Source organism: Halopseudomonas sp. MFKK-1, from assembly GCF_027474385.1.
GTDB classification, from domain to species: Bacteria; Pseudomonadota; Gammaproteobacteria; order Pseudomonadales; family Pseudomonadaceae; genus Halopseudomonas; species Halopseudomonas aestusnigri.
Genome location: NZ_CP114836.1, coordinates 2,067,982 through 2,089,167 on the forward strand (window position 1 = coordinate 2,067,982; position 21,186 = coordinate 2,089,167).

Here is a 21,186-nt window from a genome sequence, read left to right on the forward strand (position 1 = left end):
TGCGCCAAATCAGTGGTTACGCTGTGCCGTCAGTCAGGCCAAGGCCCTGCTGCAGTGCGCAGTTGGCTGCGGTGACCACCCAGCCCTGTTGTTCGGCAAACGCCTCGCTAAGCAGCAGGCCCCCCGTTGGCTGGGCGACCAGTTCGCCGCGTTGCAGATGATATAGCTCGCCGGTGGGTTCGCCGTTGCGGTATTCGGCCAGAAACAGGTCCGGTTGCTGGTGGTCAACCCGGGCGATCAGTTCCCTGCTGTCCGGATCAAGATATTCGTCGGCATGCAAGAGCGAAGGGGCGTCTATGTCGTCCGGCAGAGCAAGCTGCATCTGGTAGACCAGTTGCAGCGAACTGGTCGGCAAGTGGACGTATGCCCGTGGGCGCTCAAGCAGGTTCAGCTCACGGCAGAGCACCGGCCTGGTATTTCCGGCGCGTGCGCCAAGGGTGAAATGGCGTTCACTGTCCAATGGCAGGCTCTCTGCATAGGGCGTCGGCAGCCAGGTATCCTGATAGCGCCCCTGCAGCCAGCCGCTTCGGGTCTCGATCAGCAATTCCTCGGCGATCTCGGTCATGACGGTCAACAGTGGCACGCGCAGTTCGTGGGAAGGAACGTAGCCGGACAACAGTTTCAGAACCTGGTCGCCGTGGTCCGGCCGGTCCTGACGTACCAGCAGGCGGAAATCCCGCTGCTGCCAGTGCAGATACAGATCGACCGAGACCCCCAGGTTGGCCAGAACGACATTGAAGTGGTTGGGGTCGCTGAGCTGGAGCGGGACGCGACGCTCCTGTATCTGGGCAAAACTCAAAGGGCTGCCGGTTGGTTCGTAGCGTAATACCTCTGCACTGGCGGTAACCGCGATGGCCTGGGTCTTGAATGCGACGGGGTTTTTCCGGGCAACGATTTGAGTCATGCCTTACTCCATGCTGGATAGTACCGACAGGGCCGCGCTGACATTCTGCGCAAGGTGGCTGGGGGTTATGGTGCCGATAATCGCGCTGGTCACGCCGGGGTGTCCGAGAACCAATTCCAGGCTCTTGCGTATCGGATCCTCGCCATTCAGGCAGACGTGCCCGCTGGCCAGCGCTTTTTTGATCAGAATGCCCTTGTTGTGTTGCAGGGCGAAGTCGAGCACCTCGCGTTCTGCCTGTTCGTGCAGGTTGTAGGTCACCATGGCGCAATCGCCCTGCTGCAGGGCACGCAGACCACCGGCTACCGTCTTGCCGGAGAACCCGTAGGCGAGAATCAGGCCTTGTTGCTTGAGCTGGGCCAGCGTCGGGTAGACTTCCTGATCCAGCACTTCAAGATCGTTGCCGTCGGAGTGCACCAGTACCAGGTCCAGTCGATCGGTGCCCAGGCGCTGCAGTGACCGTTCTACCGAATGGCGGGTATGTTTGGCCGAGAAATCAAAATGCGACTGGCCTTCGACAAACTCCTCGCCAACCTTGCTGCAGATGATCCAGTTGTCCCGCTGGCCCTTGAGCAGCGGGCCAAGGCGTTGCTCGCTGGTGCCGTAGGCCGGCGCGGTGTCTAGCAGGTTGATGCCCAGATCATGTGCGAGCGCGAGCAGGTTGCGCACAGCGTCGTCGTCTGGCAAGTCGAAACCGTTCGGATACTTTACGCCCTGATTACGGCCGATCTTGACGGTACCCAGCCCGAGGGGAGACAGGCGCAGGCCGGTGTCTCCCAGGGTGCGGTAGAAGGGGTGCAGGGTACTCATTGGAAGCAGGCGTCCCAAAGCGGTGCTGCCACACGAGGGCGCGGCAGGTCTGACGGCAGCGGCGGATGCCCGGTCGATGTTACCTGCTGGCGGTTCAGTTCCTGCATTACCAGATCGCTCAGATTGGGTGCCAGGGCCAGCTTGGTCGGCCAGCTGATCAACGCGTTGTGGCAGGCTTGAACGTAGGCGTTATCGGGGCGTACCAGCCCGCTCTGGGCCGGCTCGGCCCGGTTGACCGGCAGCGTGGTCCACTGGCACGCGCTCAGGTCGATCCACGGCAGCAGCTCACGGAGTTCGCGGCGAGCCTGGTCGATCAACTGGTCCGGTGCTTGATTGACCCCTTGCTCTGCGAGGTCGCCACCCAGATACCAGCACCACTGGCCGTCTTCACAGGGGTGAGTGGTGACGGTCAGGCGCGGCTTGGGGCTGGCGCCGAGACAGTGGGCATACAGGGGTGGCAGATCCGGGCCCTTGACCAGCACCATTTGCAGCGGGCGACGCTGCATTGCCGGCTCGCTGACGCCCCAGTCCTGCAGCAGGCCTTCGGTACCTTCACCGGCGGTAAGCACATAACGGCTCGCGCGAACCCGTGTGCCGGCCAGCTGAATCCCGGCTATCTCGCCGCTGTCGTCACGCAGGATGTGTGGGTTATTGTCGCTGATCAGGCTGTCGCCCGAGAGCTCTGCCAGACGCTGGATGACATCCGGCACGTCCAGTACCAGCTCACCGAGCTGATACACCTTGCCCTTGAAACCCGGGTTGTTGAATACGGTGGGTAACGCCTTGCCCTTGATCTGATCCACCCGCCCGCGCAGGGCCTTGCTGGCAAAAAAACCGGCCAGATTGCTGATCAGGCTGCCGGGTGACCACAGATAATGGTGCTGGGAAAGCACCCGCACGCCACTCAGATCCAGTTCGCCTTCGCCGGTCAGGCACTGCCGCCAGCGGTTGGGCATGTCGGCGATCGCCTCCGTTGCGGCGTTGAGCTTGCCACCGAGTGCATACTTGATACCGCCATGGATGATGCCCTGTGACTTGACGCTCTGACCGCCTCCCAGGGCGCCACGCTCAATCAGCACGGTATGATAGCCAGCCTTGCGCAGGCGCGCATTGAGCCATAGTCCGGCGACGCCGCCGCCGATAATGCAGATGTCAGTATCCAGGGTTGTACTCATGTGCTCCCGCAGCTCTGGTTAAAAAGGCTCCCTAGTATAGTCACTGGGGGCCTGCCTGGTCACATCTGTTACCCTAGGAGCCAGCGCTGTTTTAGCGCAGCCCTTACCGGACGCCTAGCTGCTACAGGATGCTTTCATGGCCCGTCGTCTCTATACCCTGTTTTTCTTCCTTTGCCTGCCGCTGATTTTGTTGCGTCTGCTGTATCGCGCGATCAAGGCGCCTGCCTATGCCCGCCGCTGGGCCGAACGTTTTGCTCTGGGAGGCGATGTGCGCAGCGGCGGAATCTGGGTGCACGCCGTGTCGGTCGGCGAGAGTATTGCCGCCGCGCCCATGGTGCGTGAATTGCTCAAGCGGTATCCGGCGCTGCCGATCACCGTCACCTGCATGACGCCGACCGGTTCCGAGCAGATCCGCAAGCTGTTTGGCGGTCAGGTTGGTCACGCCTATCTGCCCTATGACCTGCCGTGGCTGCAGCGTCGGTTATTGCGCCGGCTGCAGCCAAAGATCGGCATCATCATGGAAACCGAGCTGTGGCCGAATCTGGTGGCCGAGGCCGGGCGCGCAAGGGTGCCATTGGTGCTGGCCAATGCGCGGCTGTCGGCTCGCTCCGCCCGTGGCTATCAGCGGGTAGGCGCGCTGGTTCGGCCAATGTTTGCGGCGCTGGACTGGGTTGCCGTGCAGAGCCAGGCCGAGGCTCTGCGTTTTATCGAGCTGGGTGTGGGGCGCGAGCAGATGCAGGTGACTGGCAGCATCAAGTTCGATTTTCGTCCCGATCCGCAGCAGGTGCAGCAGGCGCAGGAGCTGCGCGCGCGCTGGGGCAGCGACCGCCCGGTATGGATTGCGGCCAGCACCCATGCTGGTGAGGATGAGCAGGTGCTGCGAGCGCATCGTCAGGTACTGGATACGCTGCCCGATGCGCTGCTGATTCTGGTACCGAGGCATCCCGAGCGCTTTGATTCGGTCGCGCGCCAGGTCAGTGAGACGGGTTTCGGTATGGTACGGCGCAGCAGTGGTGCGCTGCCGGCTGCTGACCAGCAGGTGCTGGTTGGCGACACCATGGGCGAGCTGGTGTTTCTCTACGCCTGTGCTGATCTGGCGTTTGTCGGCGGCTCTCTGGTGCCGAACGGCGGTCACAACTATCTTGAGCCGGCGGCACTGGGGCTGCCGGTGTTGTCCGGGCCGCACCGCTTCAATTTCACCGAAATCAGCGAGTTGCTTGAAGGCGCAGGCGCCCTGCAGGTGGTCGCTGACGAGACAGCGCTGGCGGTCGCCGTACAGCAATGGTTGCAGGACAGTCCTGCGCGTCAGCGCGCGGGCCAGGCAGGGCAGGCAGTAGTGGCTGACAATCAGGGGGCGCTGGAGCGCTTGCTGCAGGGGATCGACCGGTTACTGCATTGAATGCTCAGAACAAACCAAAACAGCGCCCTCGGGCGCTGTTTTGGTTTTCGTGCTCCGCGTTCAAAACGTGCTGCTGTCGCCGTTGGCTGGCATGGCAGGCGGCTGCGGCTGGCCGCCCATCGACATCTGCCGGGCTTCCTCTTCGGTTGTCTGCGGGATGAAGTCCCGATCCGGGTCGTAGTTCGGGTTCAGCCACTGTGACAGGTCCTGCAGATCCTGCGGGCTGAGTGTACCGGCCGCCTGCTTCAGGCTGAGGTTGTTGATGATGTAGTTGTAGCGCACGGTGTTGTAGTCGCGCACGGTGCGGAACAGGTTGCGCTGGGCTTCCAGCACATCCACCACGTTGCGTGTGCCGACCTCGTACCCGGTCTGGGTGGCGTCGAGCGCGGCCTTGGCGGAGACGATGGCCTGACGCCGTGCGGCCACTTCATCAACGCTGGAGGTGACGGTGCGGTAGAGGTTGCGCGTGCTTTCCACAACCCGGCGCAGCTGCGCCTCGCTGCTCTGCTCGGCCTGGGTCAGGCGGTAGGTCGACTCGCGCACGCGGGAGGTGGTCAGGCCGCCGGTAAACAGCGGCATGCTCAGTTCCACGCCAAAGCTGGTCAGCTCTGTATCGGTGCTGGCCTGACCGGTACCGGCGATACTGGCGCCGCCGTTGTCGTTGCTGTAGCGCACAAAGGCATCGACGACCGGTGCATAGCCGGCCTTGCTGCTGCGCAGGCTGTCTTCGGCGCTGTCGATGGCGTAACGGCTGGCCTGAAGGGTCAGATTCTGTTCGGCGGCGGTTTCGACCCACTGCTGCATGCTGGCCGGTGTCGGCGGCAGGATCGGCAGCTCGTGGCTAATGCCGTACAGGCTGTCGTAGTCCTGAGTGGTCAGACGGGTCAGCGCCTGGTAGCTGACGTCCAGATTGGTCTGGGCGGTCAGGCGCGCTGCGCGGGCGCTGTCGTATCCCGCCTGTGCCTCGAGGACGTCGGTGCGTGCGGACAGGCCGACTTCAAAACGCTCCCGTGCCTGCTCCAGCTGGCGGGAAAAGGCTTTTTCCTCGGCTTTTGCCGTTGCCAGGTTGTCTGAAGCGCGCAGGACGTTGAAGTAGGCCTGGGAGACCTCAAGGATCAGGTTCTGCTGGGTCGCCGAGAACTCCAGCTGGGCCTGCTGACTCACCGACTTGGCGGCCTGGTAGCTGAACCAGCGGTCAGCCCGGAACAGGGGTTGGGTAAGGCTGGCCTGATAGTAGTGGTTGGAGTATTCGTCGCCGCCTACGTTATCAATGTCGAGGTCCTGGCGTGAGGCGCCGGCGGCGACGCCGAGGTTGGGCAGCAGCTGCGAGCGGGCCTGGGGCAGGGCTTCCTGACGGGCCAGTGCATCCGCTTGTGCTGCGGCCAGGTCAGCGCTGTTGAGCACCGCCTGCTGGTAAACGGTCATCAGATCGGTATTGGCAGCGGCGTGAGCGGAAGCTCCGGCCAGCAGCAGTGCAACGGTAAGCGGACGCAACATGCACGAATCCTTCGCATGAGAGGAGGTCAGGCAAGGCTAAAAGGGTCGGGGGCCGGGGTCAAGCGGCTTTGGGGGACACAATTGGGAACAATCTGTTGTTGCGACTTTTGCTGACGTTTTCGCGGATTTTGTCAGCCATCACGGGCGCTTTGATCTGCGTGTCGGGAAGGGATATCTGTCGTGGGCTTGAGACGGTAACAGCATATCTCTAGACTGTGCGGACATCTTGACGGGGTGCTGCCTGCTTGCAGGGGGCTGAGATGATACCCGTTGAACCTGAACCGGTTAGTACCGGCGTAGGAATCGAGATCGATCGCAGGCTTCAGTCCGTCCGGGCTGGGGTGGTCGTGGTCATTCGGTTCCCTGCGCACCTCAACGCAGTGGAGCACAATAATGAACAGCACGTTGCCTGATACCGCCATCGCCACCTCTGGTGCCGACAGCGCCGCCACCCAGCCTTTCCCCAATTCCCGCAAGGTCTACCTGACCGGCTCGCGCCCGGATATCCGCGTACCCATGCGGGAAATCAGCCTGGCCGACACGCCAACCGACTTTGGTGGCGAGGCCAACGCACCGGTGCTGGTCTATGACACCTCTGGCCCCTATACCGATCCGGGTGTCAGCATCGATTTGCGCGCGGGGCTTGCCGATGTGCGCAGTGCCTGGATCAACGAACGTGGTGATACAGAAGTGTTGCCGGGGCTGACGTCCGAGTTTGGCGCCGCGCGTCTGGCTGACCCGTCACTCGACCATATGCGTTTTGCCCACGTGCGCACGCCGCGCCGCGCCAGGGCCGGCTGCAACGTGACGCAGATGCACTACGCCCGCCGCGGCATCATTACGCCGGAAATGGAGTTCGTCGCGATTCGCGAGAATATGAAGCTGCAGCAGGCGCGTGATGCGGGGCTGCTCAAGGATCAGCATGCCGGTCACAGTTTCGGCGCAAGTATTCCGAAGGAAATTACCCCCGAGTTCGTGCGCGAAGAGATCGCCCGTGGTCGAGCGATTATCCCGGCCAACATCAACCACCCGGAACTGGAGCCGATGATCATCGGCCGCAACTTCCTGGTAAAGATCAACGGCAATATCGGTAACTCGGCCCTGGGCTCCTCCATCGAGGAGGAGGTCGAGAAGATGACCTGGGGTATTCGCTGGGGCTCCGACACGGTGATGGACCTGTCGACCGGCAAGAATATTCACGAAACCCGCGAGTGGATCATCCGTAACTCGCCGGTGCCGATTGGCACCGTGCCGATCTATCAGGCGCTGGAGAAGGTTGGCGGCGTGGCCGAAGACCTGACCTGGGACATCTTCCGCGACACGCTGATCGAACAGGCTGAACAGGGCGTGGATTACTTCACCATTCACGCTGGCGTGTTGCTGCGCTATGTGCCGATGACCGCCAAACGGGTCACCGGCATCGTGTCGCGCGGTGGCTCGATCATGGCCAAGTGGTGTCTGGCGCACCACAAAGAGAATTTCCTCTATACCCACTTCGAGGACATCTGCGAAATCATGAAGGCCTACGACGTCAGCTTCTCGCTCGGCGATGGCCTGCGTCCCGGCTCCATTGCCGATGCCAACGACGAAGCCCAGTTCGGCGAGCTGGAAACCCTGGGCGAGCTGACCAAGATCGCCTGGAAGCACGATGTGCAGGTCATGATCGAAGGTCCGGGCCACGTGCCGATGCAACTGATCAAGGAGAACATGGACAAGCAGCTGGAGTGCTGCGATGAGGCACCGTTCTACACCCTGGGTCCGTTGACGACCGACATAGCTCCCGGCTACGACCACATCACCAGCGGTATCGGTGCGGCGATGATCGGCTGGTTCGGCTGCGCCATGCTGTGCTATGTAACGCCCAAGGAACACCTGGGGCTGCCGAATCGGGATGACGTCAAGACCGGCATCATTACCTACAAGATCGCCGCCCACGCTGCCGATCTCGCCAAGGGGCACCCGGGCGCGCAGATTCGTGACAACGCCCTGAGCAAGGCGCGCTTCGAGTTTCGCTGGGAAGATCAGTTCAACCTGGGTCTGGATCCGGATACCGCGCGTGCCTTCCACGATGAAACGCTGCCGAAGGAGTCGGCCAAGGTGGCGCACTTCTGCTCGATGTGCGGCCCCAAGTTCTGCTCTATGAAGATCACCCAGGAAGTGCGCGAATACGCAGCCGAACAGCGTATTGCTGCGGTTGATCTGGCGGTTGAAGAGGGCATGAAGGCCAAGTCGCAGGAGTTTCGCACTACCGGATCGCAGCTCTACCACAAGCTCTAGCAAGTCAGTGCGGCGAGGGTTCTGGCACGTCTGAACCCTTGCCGTTGCCCCGAAAGATATGCGAGCTTAGACGCTCGGCAGCCGATCCTGCTCCGTTATGGATATGCCTGATCTGCTGCGATTCGTTTCCTTTGGGGGTATTGCCTTGTCCTTTACGCGTGCCGACGTGGAGATCATCAGCCGGGAAGATGGCTTCCGTGGTTTCTATCGCCTGGATGTCCTGCAGCTGCGCCATCGTCTGTTCGACGGTGGCTGGGGCCCGGTACTGCGCCGTGAGCTGTTCGTGCGCCACGACGCTGTCTGTGTCTTGCCCTACGACCCCTGGCTGGATCAGCTGGTGCTGATCGAGCAGGTGCGGGTGGGTGCGCTGGAAAAAAGTGACAGTCCGTGGATGCTGGAGCTGGTCGCCGGCCTCATCGATACCGATGAGGCGCCGGAGCAGGTCGCTCTCCGCGAAGCGCAGGAAGAGGCCGGTTTGACGCTGCTGTCTCTGCACCCCATTACCCGCTATTTCCCGTCCCCCGGCGGCAGTGACGAGCGTGTGTATCTGTATTGTGCGCTGGTCGACAGTCGTGGTGCGGGCGGTATTCACGGATTGGCCGAGGAAGGCGAGGATATTCGCGTCAGCCTGTGGCCGCGGGCCGAGGCCATTGCCGCGGTTGAGGATGGCCGGATCGACAATGCCGCCAGCATCATCGCGCTGCAGTGGCTGCAGCTGCATGCCGAGCGCTTGCGCGCCGAGGCGGGGCCCCAGCCATGATGACCTTGCGCAAGCCCCGTTATCACGTTGACCTGATTGGCCTGCAGGCGCTGTGCGAGAGCAATTACTGGAAGCTGCTGAAGCTGATGCCGCGTATGCACGAGGAGGATGAGCACCGCATTGTGGTCGATGCTGGCGATGGTGCGGTTCAGGCGCTGGTCATGCGCGTGCTTGAGCGTTGCCCCTATACCTCGACGCTGCAGCTGTTTCACGAGCGGCGGCACGAGTGGGTAACACCGCCGAGTATGGAAGTTCGGCTTTATCACGATGCGGGCCTGGCGGAGGTGGTTGCGGCCTATAACAGTCGCCGGTTTCGGGGGGTGTACCCCTATCCGAACGAGCAGATGTTGCAGCCGGACGAAAAGTTTCAGTTGAATCAGTTTCTCGGGGAGTGGCTGGGATACTGTCAGCGCAATGGACAAAGCGCGCAGCCGTTATCAATTGCCGGCCAGGGTCTGTGACCGAATCGCTGGATTCCTGTGGCGGCAACGGCCAAGATTGAGTGTAAACAAGGAGCGAGAAGTGGGGGCACGATGTCGTTAGGGGCGGATTTCGTCTGCGTGGTGCAGTTGACGGACAGTCACCTGTTTGCCGATGCGGGTGCTGACCTGCTGGGGCTGGATACGCACGCCAGTTTGAACGCTGTCATTGATATGGTGCTTGAACAGACACCCGAGATGGACGTGGTGCTGGCGACCGGGGACATAACCCAGGATGGCAGCGAAGATGCCTACCGTCGGTTTATCGCCGCCAGCCAGCGCCTGCCCGCACCCTGCTACTGGATTCCCGGCAATCACGATGACGCCGAATTGATGGCCGAGGTTGGAAGGCCTCTTGGCCTTAGCCGGCCCTGGGTTGACCTCGGCAACTGGCGAATTGTTCTGCTCGATACCAGTATTTCCGGTGCCGTGCCTGGCCGACTGGCAGCATCACAGCTCCAGATTGTGGATGACGCACTGGCGTCAGCAGACGAGCGCCACGTCATGGTTTGTCTGCATCACCAGCCGGTCGACATCGGCAGCGACTGGATGGCGCCGATCGGGCTGCTCAATCCGCAGGACTTGCTGGGCCGTATCCAGCATCGCCCCGAGGTAAAGGTGGTGCTTTGGGGCCATATTCACCAGCAGTTCGACCAGCAGCTTGGTCATTTGCGTCTGCTGGCCACGCCTTCCACCTGCGTCCAGTTTGCCGCGGGCAGCAGCGATTTTGCTACTGATACGCTGGCGCCTGGTTATCGTTGGCTGCGTCTGTACGACGACGGTCGTATCGAAACGGCTGTTCGCCGCCTTCCGGAAGGCCTGTTTTTGCCTGAGCCGGGAGCAGTGGGCTATTGAGTTGCAGCCGCACTGACGGTGGCAGGCAGTCCGCTCGCCGGATACTATGTGACCCCATGCAAGCTCACTCCGATGGCCGGCGTCAGTCAGTCAGGCAGGCGGGTGGGCGTTGAAGAAATTCAAGAAGGATACCTGCTCACACCATGTCAGATTCGACCTATAACGCGGATGCGCTTGAAGTACTCAGCGGTCTCGATCCGGTGCGCCGCCGACCGGGCATGTACACCGACACCACGCGTCCCAACCACCTGGCGCAGGAAGTCATCGACAACAGTGTCGACGAGGCACTCGCCGGGCATGCCCGCAGCATCAGTGTGGTACTGCATCAGGACAATTCGCTTGAGGTCAGCGATGATGGTCGCGGCATGCCGGTGGATATTCATCCTGAGGAGGGCGTCTCGGGTGTTGAGCTGATCCTTACCCGCCTGCATGCCGGCGGCAAGTTCTCGAACAAGAACTACCAGTTCTCCGGCGGTTTGCACGGGGTTGGTATCTCGGTGGTCAACGCGCTTTCGCTGCGGGTTGAGGTCCGGGTCAAGCGCGATGGACAGGAATACGCCATGGCGTTCGAGAATGGCGAAAAGGTCCGTGAGCTGGAGGTCATCGGTACCGTCGGCAAGCGCAATACCGGCACCACGGTCATCTTCTGGCCGGATGCCAAATATTTCGATTCCCCCAAATTCAGCATCAGCCGGCTCAAGCATCTGCTCAAGGCCAAGGCTGTACTGTGCCCGGGCCTCAAGGTCGACTTTGACGACCGTCAGGCCGGGGAAAAGATCAGCTGGTACTACGAAGACGGTCTGCGCGATTACCTGGTCGACAGCTGCGCCGAATGGCCAAAACTGCCGGAAGAACCTTTCGCCGGCAGTTTCAGTGCCAAGCAGGAGGCGGTGGACTGGGCCGTGTTCTGGTTGCCCGAAGGCGGTGAGCTGGTCCAGGAAAGCTACGTCAACCTGATCCCGACCGCCCAGGGCGGCACCCACGTCAATGGCCTTCGCGCAGGGTTGCTTGAAGCGATTCGCGAGTTCTGCGAATTCCGCAACCTGCTGCCGCGTGGTCTGAAGCTGGCGCCGGAGGATATCTGGGAGCGGGTCAGCTATGTGCTGTCACTGAAAATGGCCGAGGCGCAGTTCTCCGGCCAGACCAAGGAGCGACTGTCGTCCCGTGAGTCGGCTGCCTTCGTATCAGGCGTCGTCAAGGATGCCTTCAGTCTGTGGCTGAATCAGCACGCAGAGATCGGTCAGCAGATCGCCGAGATGGCGATCAGCCATGCCGGGCGTCGGCTCAAGGCGGGCAAGAAGATCGAGCGCAAGCGCATTACCCAGGGGCCTGCCCTGCCGGGCAAGCTGGCGGACTGCGTCGGGCAGGACAGCAAGCGCTCGGAGCTGTTTCTGGTGGAAGGTGATTCCGCCGGCGGTAGCGCAAAGCAGGCGCGAGACAAGGAGTTTCAGGCCATCATGCCGCTGCGCGGCAAGATTCTGAATACCTGGGAAGTGGAATCCAGTGAGGTGCTGGGCTCGCAGGAAGTGCACGACATTGCGGTTGCCATCGGGGTTGATCCGGGCGCGGCCAGTCTCGAGCAACTGCGCTATGGCAAGATCTGTATCCTCGCCGACGCGGACTCGGACGGCCTGCACATCGCGACGTTGCTGTGTGCCTTGTTTGTCCGTCATTTCCGCCCGCTGGTTGAAGCCGGTCATGTTTTTGTGGCCATGCCGCCGCTCTATCGTATCGACATCGGCAAGGATGTTTACTACGCACTGGATGATGCCGAAAAGCAGGGCATCCTCGACCGTATCGAAGCCGAGGGCAAGCGCGGCAAGATTCAGGTTACGCGCTTCAAGGGCCTGGGCGAAATGAACCCCTTGCAGCTGCGCGAAACCACCATGGCGCCGGAAACCCGCCGACTGGTGCAGCTGACCGTCGATGAGACGCAGGATACAGAGCAGTTGATGGACATGCTGTTGGCCAAAAAGCGCTCCTCCGACCGTAAGGTCTGGCTCGAGAGTAAGGGCAATCTGGCTGAGGTGCTGCTTTGATGAGTGGCATCCGTCTGCGCCTGCTTGGCGCATTCCTGATGGCAGTCAGCGGTGCTGCGCTGGCATTTGAGCGCGCCCCGGAGTTGCAGCTGGAGTCTGCCTTGCCGCTGGATGGCATGCCGCGTGGCAATCTGTCTGCACTGCAGCGCTGCGACGGGCGCTTGCTGGCTGTATCTGATCGCGAAGATAGCAGTCTGTTTGTGCTGCAACGTGCCGAAGACAGCTACCAGGCTGAGGTTGAAGCGTTTTTGCTGCCGGCACAAGCGCCTTCGATGCTGCCTGTGCAACTGCTTGCAGGTGCCTGGTTGCGCGGTCTGAGTGGCCCGGCACTGGATTTCGAGGGTCTGGCGTGCGACAGCGAGGGCAACCGCTATCTGGTGAGCGAAAGCCAGTTGGGGGTGTTGCGTCTGCCGCCGTCGGCTGAGCAAGCGGTGACCGGTGAATGGCTGACGCTGGATGCGACCGTTTACACCGAAGGTGAGGCGCGTGGCTTATGGCAGCAGATAAACGCGCTGGCTGAAGGCATCGCGGTTGACGCCGAGGCTGGAACCCTTTGGCTCGCTGCCGAGCGCCAGGCGCGGGGCCTGATCAAGTTGCAACGTCAGGGCGATGAATGGAAATGCCCGCTGGCCGGTTGTGTCCTGCTGGCGGAGCGTCGATTCCTGCCAACCGAGCCCTTTGGTCCCGGTATTTTGAATCGAGAAGTGATGCCGGTGGATTTTTCTGATCTGGTGTTCTGGCAGGGGCGGCTGTGGACGCTGGAGCGCAATGCGCATCAGGTCTGCCGCCGCAATCCGCTATCGGGCAAGCGTGAGCGCTGCTGGTCCTTTGCCCAGAGCGTTTTGGTCGAACCGTATTTCTATCCGGACGCTCCCTTCGGATTGGCCGAAGCGCTTCTGATCAGCGATGACGGCATCATCATCGGTCTGGATAACAACGGCCGGGCGCGTCCGGATGGTGATAAGCGGCCCTGGTTGTTCCTCTTTGCTCTGCCTGACGACTGGCGTGAGGGCTATCAGCCGTGACCGAGCCGTTGCCACCCTCACAGCGCAAGCTGGGGACCGGGATGATGATTCTGGCCTGGGTGGCCGGGCTGCTGCTGGCGGCCTACTGGTTCAGCAGCGTGGAAGAGCGTCAGCGCAATCCCAATCAGCGACCGGCATCGAGTCAGTTGGGCAATGCCGTGGAAGTGAGGCTGGAGCCGAACAGGCAGGGGCACTATCTGCTCATCGGTCAGATCAACCGCAAGGCGGTGACCCTGCTGGTTGATACCGGTGCCAGTTTTGTCGCCGTTCCTGCCGCGCTGGCTGACGAGCTGGGGTTGCCACGTGGTCGGCAGTTCATGGTCGATACCGCCAACGGCACCGCCGAGGGCTACGCCACGCGGCTGCAGACGCTTCAGCTGGGCGACATTCTGTTGCACGACGTCGAGGCCGGTATCGTGCCCGGTATGGCGGGTGAAGAGGTATTGCTGGGCATGAGCGCCCTCAGGCAACTGGATTTTCGTTCGCAGGGCGGTGATCTGCTGCTGCGACAGTATCAATGAGTTATCTGGCAGGCAGGGCAATGCGCGCTGCCGCCTGTGTGGAGAACAAGCATGAGTGATGCACTGGATCTGAGCCTGGACGGTATTGAGCGACGTTCGCTGGCGTCCTTTACCGAGGAGGCTTACCTCAACTATTCCATGTACGTCATCATGGATCGGGCGCTGCCGCATATCGGCGACGGCCTCAAGCCGGTGCAGCGCCGTATCGTCTATGCGATGAGTGAGCTGGGGCTGTCAGCCAGCTCCAAGCACAAGAAATCGGCACGTACCGTTGGCGACGTACTGGGCAAGTACCATCCGCATGGCGATTCAGCCTGCTATGAAGCCATGGTGCTGATGGCCCAGCCATTTTCCTACCGTTACCCGCTGGTGGATGGTCAGGGCAACTGGGGGGCTCCGGACGATCCCAAGTCGTTTGCCGCGATGCGCTACACCGAGGCCCGTCTGGCGCGCTACAGCGAGGTATTGCTGACCGAATTGGGGCAGGGCACCGTCGACTGGCAACCCAACTTTGACGGCACAATGGATGAGCCCATGGTTCTTCCCGCACGGTTGCCGAACCTGCTGCTGAACGGCACCACCGGTATCGCCGTTGGCATGGCCACTGACATTCCGCCGCACAACCTGAAGGAAGTTGCCGCGGCCTGCATTCGTCTGCTGGACGATCCGGGCGCCGGCCTTGACGAGATTCTCGAGCATATACAGGGGCCTGACTTTCCGACCGAGGCGGAGATTATTACCCCTCGCCAGGAGCTGCTGAAGATGTACGCCAGCGGCCGCGGTTCGGTGCGTTGCCGCGCCGTCTGGAGCAGGGAGGACGGTGAGGTGGTTATCACCGCGCTGCCGCATCAGGTGTCCGGTGCCAAGGTACTCGAGCAGATTGCCGCGCAGATGCAGAGCAAGAAGCTGCCGATGGTAGCTGACCTGCGTGATGAGTCCGATCATGAAAACCCGACGCGTATCGTGATCGTACCGCGCTCCAATCGGGTCGATCTGGACGATCTGATGCAGCATCTGTTTGCGACCACCGACCTTGAGCACAGTTATCGGGTCAACATGAACGTGATCGGCACCGACGGCAAGCCGGCGGTGAAGGACCTGTGGGGCATGCTCAGCGAATGGCTGGGTTTCCGGGTTGCCACGGTGCGTCGCCGTCTGCAATTCCGTCTGGACAAGGTACTGGCGCGTCTGCACCTGTTGGACGGTTTGCTGGTCGCCTTCCTCAATCTGGATGAAGTCATTCACATCATCCGCACTGAGGAGCATCCGAAGGCGGAACTGATTGCGCGCTTCGACTTGAGCGAGCTGCAGGCCGACTACATTCTTGACACCCGTCTGCGTCAGCTGGCGCGGCTGGAAGAAATGAAGATCCGAGCCGAGCAGGACGCGCTGCGCGAAGAGCGCGACGAGTTGCAGAGCATTCTCGGCGACGAGCGCAAGCTGCGCACGCTGGTGCGCGACGAGCTGGCTGCCGATGCCCAGACTTATGGTGACGAGCGCCGCTCGCCGCTGGTTGAGCGTAAGGAAGCGCGTGCGCTGTCGGAAACCGAGCTGGTACCTTCCGAGCCGGTGACGGTGGTGCTGTCCGAGAAGGGCTGGGTGCGTTGTGCCAAGGGCCACGATGTGGATGGCACTGCGCTCAGTTACAAGGCGGGTGACGGCTTCCTAGCGCAGGCCAGTGGGCGGTCCAATCAGCAGACGGTATTCATCGACAGCACTGGTCGCAGTTACTCACTGTCGGCGCATACACTGCCGTCGGCGCGTGGCCAGGGTGAACCGCTGACCGGTCGCTTCAGTCCGCCGACCGGGGCAGGATTTGACGCGGTATTGATGCCGGATGAGCAGGGCTTGTATCTGCTGGCATCCGACGCCGGTTACGGCTTCCTGGTCAGGGGCGAGGACATGCTGGCCAAGAACAAGAACGGCAAGGCGTTGCTGAACATTCCGGACGGCGGTCGAATTCTGGCTCCGCAGCCGGTCCGCTATCCGCAAAGCAGTCACCTTGCTGCGGTATCCAATGAGGGGAGGCTGCTGGTATTTCCGCTCAAGGACCTGCCGCAGTTGTCCAAGGGTAAGGGTAACAAGATCATTTCGCTGCCTGCGGCGCGGGTGAAATCGCGTGAGGAGTTCGTTGCCGGGCTGGCGGTGTTGCCACCGGGTGCGCAGCTGGTCCTGACCGCCGGCAAGCGCACATTGACGCTGAAGGCGGCCGATCTTGAGCACTATAGCGGTGAGCGTGGCCGGCGCGGCAACAAGCTGCCTCGCGGCTTCCAGAAGGTTGATGCGGTTGCGGTAGAGCTGGGAGCTGCGGCAAGCAGTGAATCTGCCGCAGAGTAGCGAGGCTGGCGCCAGTGTCAGGACTGGCGCTGGTTGTACAGTGCGCTGAGCTGACGCTCAAGCAGCGACTGATAGGGCTCGAGCAGGCGTTCGATGCAGAAGGTGCCAGGCTGGCTTGCCAGACGCCGCGCCGATGCGCATTGCGACAGGCCTTCGCTGGCGGCCAGTTCGGCATCCACCAGCAGCAGGTTACGGCTGTGCTGCAGGTGTTCCATAACCTGCTGACAGGCCGAATGCTGCCCCAGGGCTTCATCGCTCATCCCTTCAAGGCCGGCCGCATGACCCAGCGCCAGTTGCAGATGCAGCGCGATACCGGTGTCGGCAATCTCGATCTGCAGATCATGGCCCAGCACGCGCAGCAGTTCGCCGCAGCACAATCCGTGTTTCAGTTCTGATCCATCCCCTGTGCTATCTCGGAACAGTACGATACTGGTGCCATCGTGCAGGGTATGTTGTTCTCCACCGTAGAGTTGACAGGCATGCTGTACTTGCTGACGGTAGCGTTCCAGCAGTCTCATCAGGCGGTCGCGGGGCAGGCGGCGAAGGGCGTCGTGGTTACCCAGGCGCACTGCCAGCAAGCCCTGTTTCTGAAGCGGTGCTTCGGACTCTGCTTCGGTCTCGCTCTCTGTTTCCCCTGCAGTCTGCCCATGCTCGACGGCCTCGCCATCGCTGTCGCTCGTTGACTGCGAGTCTGCGGGTGTTTGCGGGTAGTCTGCGGCGTCATCGTCGTCCTGCGGCGCGTCAGGCACCAGTATCGGGATGGCACCGGTGTTGAGTGCGGGTGCGCTGGTAATCGGTGCCGGTTCGGTTAACGGCTCGGGCTCGGCCATTATTTCTGGCTCTGGCTCTGGCTCTGGCTCTGGCTCTGGCTCTGGCATAAGGCCGCGATTGTTGAGCAGCGTCCGTGACAGTTCACCCAGTTCATCGTTGCGTTTGCAGGCAGGTGCCGGGTAGACGGGGGTGCTGTCCCACAGCGCCAGGGCGTTGAGCTGACGCGCCAGTTCGCGGCCGCGATGCCAGGCGAAAAGCCCGGCGACGCAGCCAATCAGCAGTAGGCCCCAGATCAGGCGCTCCAGCATCAGGTTGGCGGGCTGGATGAATGGCGAGGCTGCCAGTGTCAGCTGGACCTGGCCGGTGAGCTGATCCTGCAGATGTATCGCCGCAATGTATTTCCCCTGGCCGGGTGCACGCTGCTGGCGGGGCGGTTCGCTGCCAGCCTCGGCGATCAGGCGATTGCTCGGTGAGTAGAGGCTGGCGTGGGCGATCATCGGGTTCTGGTTCCACTGGGCCAGCAGGATGTTGAGACTCAAGCGATCTTCCGCTGCCAGTGGCTCGGCGGCACTCGCCGCTATCTGACGCGCCAGTGTGCTGCCAACGCGGTCGGCCTGCTGGGCGACATCCTGTTGTAACTGCACCTTGCCCAGCCAGAGGATGAGCGCCAGGATCAGGACCAGGGGCGCGACCACCATCAGCGGCATCGTGCCGGCCAGCGTCGGTGAGCGGCGGCGCAGGTTGGCATAGCAGCGCAGGAACAGATTTTCGTGGGATGGCGTCTTGTGGCTCAAAGCGGGGCTCTATGGTTGCGCAGGTATGGATCTCGGAGGAGACGGGACATTGCCGGTTTCGCGAGTATAGCCATTCCCTATATGGGGCAAAAGGCTGATCTGTGAGGTGTTGGGCAAATGCGGGTAGAATAGGTGCCTCACTTTTAACTGGGAGCGAGCGTCTTGAAGGAAATCGTTCTGATCAACATCACCGGTCCTGATCGCCCGGGTCTTACCGCGGCCATCACCGGGCTGCTCGCCCGGGCGCAGGTCAATATTCTCGATATTGGTCAGGCGGTCATCCATGACACGCTGTCCTTCGGCATTCTGGTCGAGATCCCAGCCGATCACGGTAGTTCCGATGTGCTGAAAGAAGTGCTGTTCCGAGGCTACGAGCTGGATCAGCAGGTACGTTTTACCCCTGTCAGTGCGGACGAGTACAGCCGCTGGGTCACCGGGCAGGGCAAGGCGCGTCATATCGTAACCTTGCTGGCTCGCCGGGTAACTGCCGAGCACATTGCCCGGGTCAGCGAGATTACTGCGCGCTATGGCCTCAATATCGACCATATTGACCGTTTGTCCGGCCGTATCCCGGAGGGCTTGCCCGAGGATCAGGGCAAGGGCTGCATAGAGTTCTCGGTGCGCGGTGAGCCGGACGATCCGGCAGCGCTGCGTGCGGAGTTTCTTGCCATCGCCCAGGAGCTGAATGTCGATATCGCCTTCCAGCAGGACAGCATCTTCCGTCGCAACCGTCGTCTGGTCGTTTTCGACATGGACTCCACGCTGATTGATGCAGAGGTAATCGACGAGCTGGCCAAGGCGGCAGGCGTTGGCGAGGCGGTAGCGGAGATTACCGAACGGGCGATGCGTGGCGAGCTGGACTTTCGCGCCAGTTTTCGCGAGCGGATGGCCCTGCTCAAGGGGCTTCCGGTGTCTACCCTCGACAGCATTGCCGAATCGCTGCGGCTGACCGAGGGCGCCGAAACGCTGATTTCCCAGTTACGTCGGTTGGGCTACAAGACGGCCATCCTCTCCGGTGGCTTCAACTACTTTGCCGAGCGCCTGCAACAGCGTCTGGGTATCGATTATGTCTATGCCAATGCGCTGCCGGTAGAGGACGGGCTGGTCACCGGCGAGGTGCAGGAGCCGATTGTCGATGGTCAGCGCAAGGCCGAGTTGCTGCGTCAACTGGCCGCCAGGGAGGGAATCAGTCTGGAGCAGACTATCGCTGTGGGCGATGGGGCGAACGACCTGCCGATGCTGTCGATTGCCGGCCTGGGTGTCGCCTTCCGGGCCAAGCCGCTGGTCAAGCAATCGGCCAAGCAGGCGATTTCGACACTGGGGCTGGACGGCATCTTGTATCTGCTGGGCTTTCGCGACCGCGACGGCATGTAGCAGCGTGCACCGGGACCGTCCTGATGGCGGTGCCCGGTGCAGGGTCAGTCTGCGGAGAAGTCGTAGTTCATGCTGTCGCTGGGTGGCTGCAGGTAGTGGCCCTGAATGTAATTGGCACCTGCCTGCCAGAGGGTTGGCATCATGGCTGCGCTATCGACGTAGGGCACAATGGTCAGCTTGCCCTGGCTGTGCAGGGAGTTGATGATTCCCTTGAGCGTCTCTACGGCTTTCGGGTCGGACAGGTCGCGGGTGAATGAACCGTCGATTTTGATGTAGTCTGCGTGCACATGTTTCAGCGCCGCATACGGGTTTAGTGCGCCGCCAAAATGGCTGATGGAGACCCGGCAGTGCATGCGGTGCAGTGCCTCGGTATGCACCTTGGCCTGCTTGAGGTAGGTGTTTATATCGGCGTCATGGAACTGGAATATGATGGCGTCAGCCGGCAGCCTGGCTTCCTTCAGCTTGCCGGCAATCCATTCCACCATGTCCGCTTCCTGCAGGCTTGCCCCGCTCAGATTCAGAAGCAGGTGGGTGTCGGCGCCGCGTCCGCGATGATTGCTGAGGAGCTTGACTGCCTGGGTGATTACCCAGCGATCAATCTCCAGTGCCAGCCCGGCTTCCTGGGCCGCTGGCAGGAAGTCGGCCGCTGGTACTTCCTCGCCTTCATGGTTCAACAGGCGCAGGAAGGTCTCGTAGTTTTCCGCTTCGTCACCACGCAGGCTGATAATCGGCTGGAACAGCAGGCGGAAGCCGTTGGTTTCCAGGGTGTGTCTGATCAGGGCAATCAGGTTGCCGCGGTTGGCCTGCAGTGCCAGCTCTTCCAGCGGGTTGAACACCTTGATGCCGTTGCCGCCGCTGTTGCCCAGTTGCTCGGCGAGGCGGTGTGCGCGATCAATGGCTTCGACCGGATCGGCGTTGGTTTCGCTGATGGATGCGACACCCATGCTGACGGTCATCCGAACTGTCCGGCCGTTGGTTTCAAACAGATGGGTCTCGATCTTGGTTCGCAAGGCTTCGAGTTGCTCTGTGGCCGCCTCGGGCTCCTGGCCCTCAATGAGGATGCTGCAGGCGTCGTCGGCGAAGCGCGCCATCAGGGTGTCTTCACTGAAATGGGTACGGAGCATCTGTGCCAGATCGGTCAGCAGCAGGTCGGCAGCGCCGATGCCAATGTCGGCTTGCAGGCTGCTGAAGCCATCTATGCTCAGGTAGACGAGGGTACTTGGCTGACCTTGGCGAACGGCCTGGTCGCGCACGCTATCCAGTTGCTCCTGGAAGTAGGCGCGATTGAACATGCCGGTCACCAAGTCACGGCTGGCCATCGCCTTGAGTTTTTCCTCGAAGTCGCTGCTGGCCGTTTCTGCCCGGATGACGACCTGGGTGCAGGGTTCGCCGTCATAGCTGGCTGGAGAAAAGTTCAAGACCACCGGGAAGCGCTTGCCGCTGCTGTCCACTGCCTTGCAGCGAATCTCGTTCTGGCCACCCTGGCTGGCGTAGTGGCGAAGGAAATCCTTGAAGGCGCCCTGATCATCGCCATCGATAAGCCCCACCATCGGTTCTGCTGCCAGGTCATCCGGATCTTCATAGCCGAACAGCTCGCCGTAAGCACGGTTGGTATAGATATGCATGCCGTCATGCACGTAGGCGATGGCGTCCACGGAGCTGTCCAGCAACAGCTGGCAGCGCTTCTCGGCTTCGCGCAGGGTCTGTTCGACGATGCGACGTTGGCGGCGCGCATTCAGATTGGCCAGCTCGCGGTCGACGATCAGGGTCAGAAGTACGTCGGCATCATGCGGGACTGCGTCGGTCATGCCGCTGCGGAGCGCTTCGGTGCGCATTTCCAGATCAATTTCGGGCTTGAGCAGGATGAACGGGATGTCTCTGGATTGGCGTTTGATCAGGGTGATGGCGTCTTCCGCCGTCATGTAACTGGTTTCGGTCTGGGCCAGGCAGATATCCCAGTTCTGCTGCAGGCATTCCTGCAGATCTTCGATGGAGGTAACCCTGTGGGCGCGTGTGGCGTGGCCTGCATTACGCAGCAGACTGACCATACGCTCGGCATTGTTCTGGGAGTCGTCGAGGATCAGCAGCTTGATGGCTTGGTTGTCGTTGGCCATGGTCTTCCGGGGGGTGCAGGGCCGGTTTGAATGGCCCCTTACAGATCAAGGAATTTGA

At 61.6% G+C, this 21,186-nt stretch carries 16 protein-coding genes and 1 riboswitch; of the genes, 10 read left to right on the forward strand and 6 right to left on the reverse strand.

From position 1 onward, the window contains the following. Positions 1–16: 16 nt before the first annotated feature. The 3 genes from O5O48_RS09685 to O5O48_RS09695 are packed head-to-tail and all read right to left on the reverse strand — an operon-like array spanning position 17 to position 2,886. Positions 17–904, reverse strand: coding sequence for a metal ABC transporter ATPase (locus O5O48_RS09685; RefSeq protein WP_269686876.1), 888 nt, complete (start codon positions 902–904; stop codon positions 17–19). 3 nt (positions 905–907) lie between these two features. Continuing rightward, positions 908–1,711: an aldo/keto reductase gene (locus O5O48_RS09690; protein WP_269686877.1), complete on the reverse strand. Its 804-nt coding sequence runs from the start codon at positions 1,709–1,711 to the stop codon at positions 908–910. After that, the gene (locus O5O48_RS09695) at positions 1,708–2,886 is read right to left on the reverse strand and encodes an NAD(P)/FAD-dependent oxidoreductase (protein ID WP_269686878.1); all 1,179 of its coding nucleotides are present in this window, start codon (positions 2,884–2,886) and stop codon (positions 1,708–1,710) included. The genes O5O48_RS09690 and O5O48_RS09695 overlap by 4 nt, the downstream gene beginning before the upstream one ends. Before the next feature lie 136 nt (positions 2,887–3,022). Here O5O48_RS09695 and waaA point away from each other — a divergent pair, with 136 nt between their 5' ends. Then, complete coding sequence (waaA, locus tag O5O48_RS09700) at positions 3,023–4,285, forward strand: lipid IV(A) 3-deoxy-D-manno-octulosonic acid transferase (protein WP_228245166.1); 1,263 nt, start codon at positions 3,023–3,025, stop codon at positions 4,283–4,285. A 60-nt stretch (positions 4,286–4,345) separates the two neighbouring features. Here the strand turns inward: waaA and O5O48_RS09705 are convergent, their stop codons facing one another. Further along, on the reverse strand, positions 4,346–5,782 hold the full coding sequence (locus O5O48_RS09705) for a TolC family outer membrane protein (RefSeq protein ID WP_269686879.1): 1,437 nt from the start codon (positions 5,780–5,782) through the stop codon (positions 4,346–4,348). A 220-nt stretch (positions 5,783–6,002) separates the two neighbouring features. Further along, a riboswitch (TPP riboswitch) is annotated at positions 6,003–6,102 on the forward strand. A gap of 73 nt (positions 6,103–6,175) precedes the next feature. Between O5O48_RS09705 and thiC the strand changes: the two genes are divergently transcribed. The 8 genes from thiC to parC all read left to right on the forward strand — a co-directional run bounded on the left by thiC (position 6,176) and on the right by parC (position 16,075). Then, positions 6,176–8,059 carry a phosphomethylpyrimidine synthase ThiC gene (gene thiC, locus O5O48_RS09710; RefSeq protein ID WP_228245168.1) on the forward strand — a complete coding sequence of 628 codons (1,884 nt, stop codon included), beginning with the start codon at positions 6,176–6,178 and terminating at the stop codon, positions 8,057–8,059. Between the two features lie 103 nt (positions 8,060–8,162). Further along, positions 8,163–8,819 carry an NUDIX domain-containing protein gene (locus O5O48_RS09715; protein ID WP_269688685.1) on the forward strand — a complete coding sequence of 219 codons (657 nt, stop codon included), beginning with the start codon at positions 8,163–8,165 and terminating at the stop codon, positions 8,817–8,819. Continuing rightward, positions 8,819–9,280: a DUF1249 domain-containing protein gene (locus O5O48_RS09720; protein ID WP_228245361.1), complete on the forward strand. Its 462-nt coding sequence runs from the start codon at positions 8,819–8,821 to the stop codon at positions 9,278–9,280. The genes O5O48_RS09715 and O5O48_RS09720 overlap by 1 nt, the downstream gene beginning before the upstream one ends. 72 nt (positions 9,281–9,352) lie before the next feature. Then, a complete protein-coding gene (gene cpdA / locus O5O48_RS09725; RefSeq protein ID WP_228245172.1) occupies positions 9,353–10,153 on the forward strand; it encodes a 3',5'-cyclic-AMP phosphodiesterase in 801 nt (266 codons plus the stop codon). 143 nt (positions 10,154–10,296) lie between these two features. Beyond that, positions 10,297–12,192, forward strand: coding sequence for a DNA topoisomerase IV subunit B (gene parE / locus O5O48_RS09730; RefSeq protein WP_088273420.1), 1,896 nt, complete (start codon positions 10,297–10,299; stop codon positions 12,190–12,192). Further along, entirely contained in the window at positions 12,192–13,217 is a 1,026-nt protein-coding gene (locus tag O5O48_RS09735) for an esterase-like activity of phytase family protein (protein WP_269686880.1), read from the forward strand. Before parE ends, O5O48_RS09735 begins: the two co-directional genes overlap by 1 nt. A 41-nt stretch (positions 13,218–13,258) precedes the next feature. After that, complete coding sequence (locus O5O48_RS09740; protein WP_228245362.1) at positions 13,259–13,738, forward strand: retropepsin-like aspartic protease family protein; 480 nt, start codon at positions 13,259–13,261, stop codon at positions 13,736–13,738. Positions 13,739–13,789: 51 nt separating this feature from the next. Next, positions 13,790–16,075, forward strand: a complete 2,286-nt coding sequence (gene parC, locus O5O48_RS09745; protein ID WP_269686881.1) for a DNA topoisomerase IV subunit A — start codon at positions 13,790–13,792, stop codon at positions 16,073–16,075. Positions 16,076–16,092: 17 nt separating this feature from the next. On the opposite strand, the gene O5O48_RS09750 is transcribed toward parC, so the two are convergent. After that, entirely contained in the window at positions 16,093–17,640 is a 1,548-nt protein-coding gene (locus O5O48_RS09750) for an AhpA/YtjB family protein (RefSeq protein ID WP_269686882.1), read from the reverse strand. Positions 17,641–17,802: 162 nt separating this feature from the next. Here O5O48_RS09750 and serB point away from each other — a divergent pair, with 162 nt between their 5' ends. Then, a complete protein-coding gene (serB, locus tag O5O48_RS09755; RefSeq protein WP_228245177.1) occupies positions 17,803–19,014 on the forward strand; it encodes a phosphoserine phosphatase SerB in 1,212 nt (403 codons plus the stop codon). Between the two features lie 44 nt (positions 19,015–19,058). Here the strand turns inward: serB and O5O48_RS09760 are convergent, their stop codons facing one another. Then, the gene (locus tag O5O48_RS09760; protein WP_269686883.1) at positions 19,059–21,128 is read right to left on the reverse strand and encodes a GGDEF/EAL domain-containing response regulator; all 2,070 of its coding nucleotides are present in this window, start codon (positions 21,126–21,128) and stop codon (positions 19,059–19,061) included. Between the last annotated feature and the right edge of the window lie 58 nt (positions 21,129–21,186).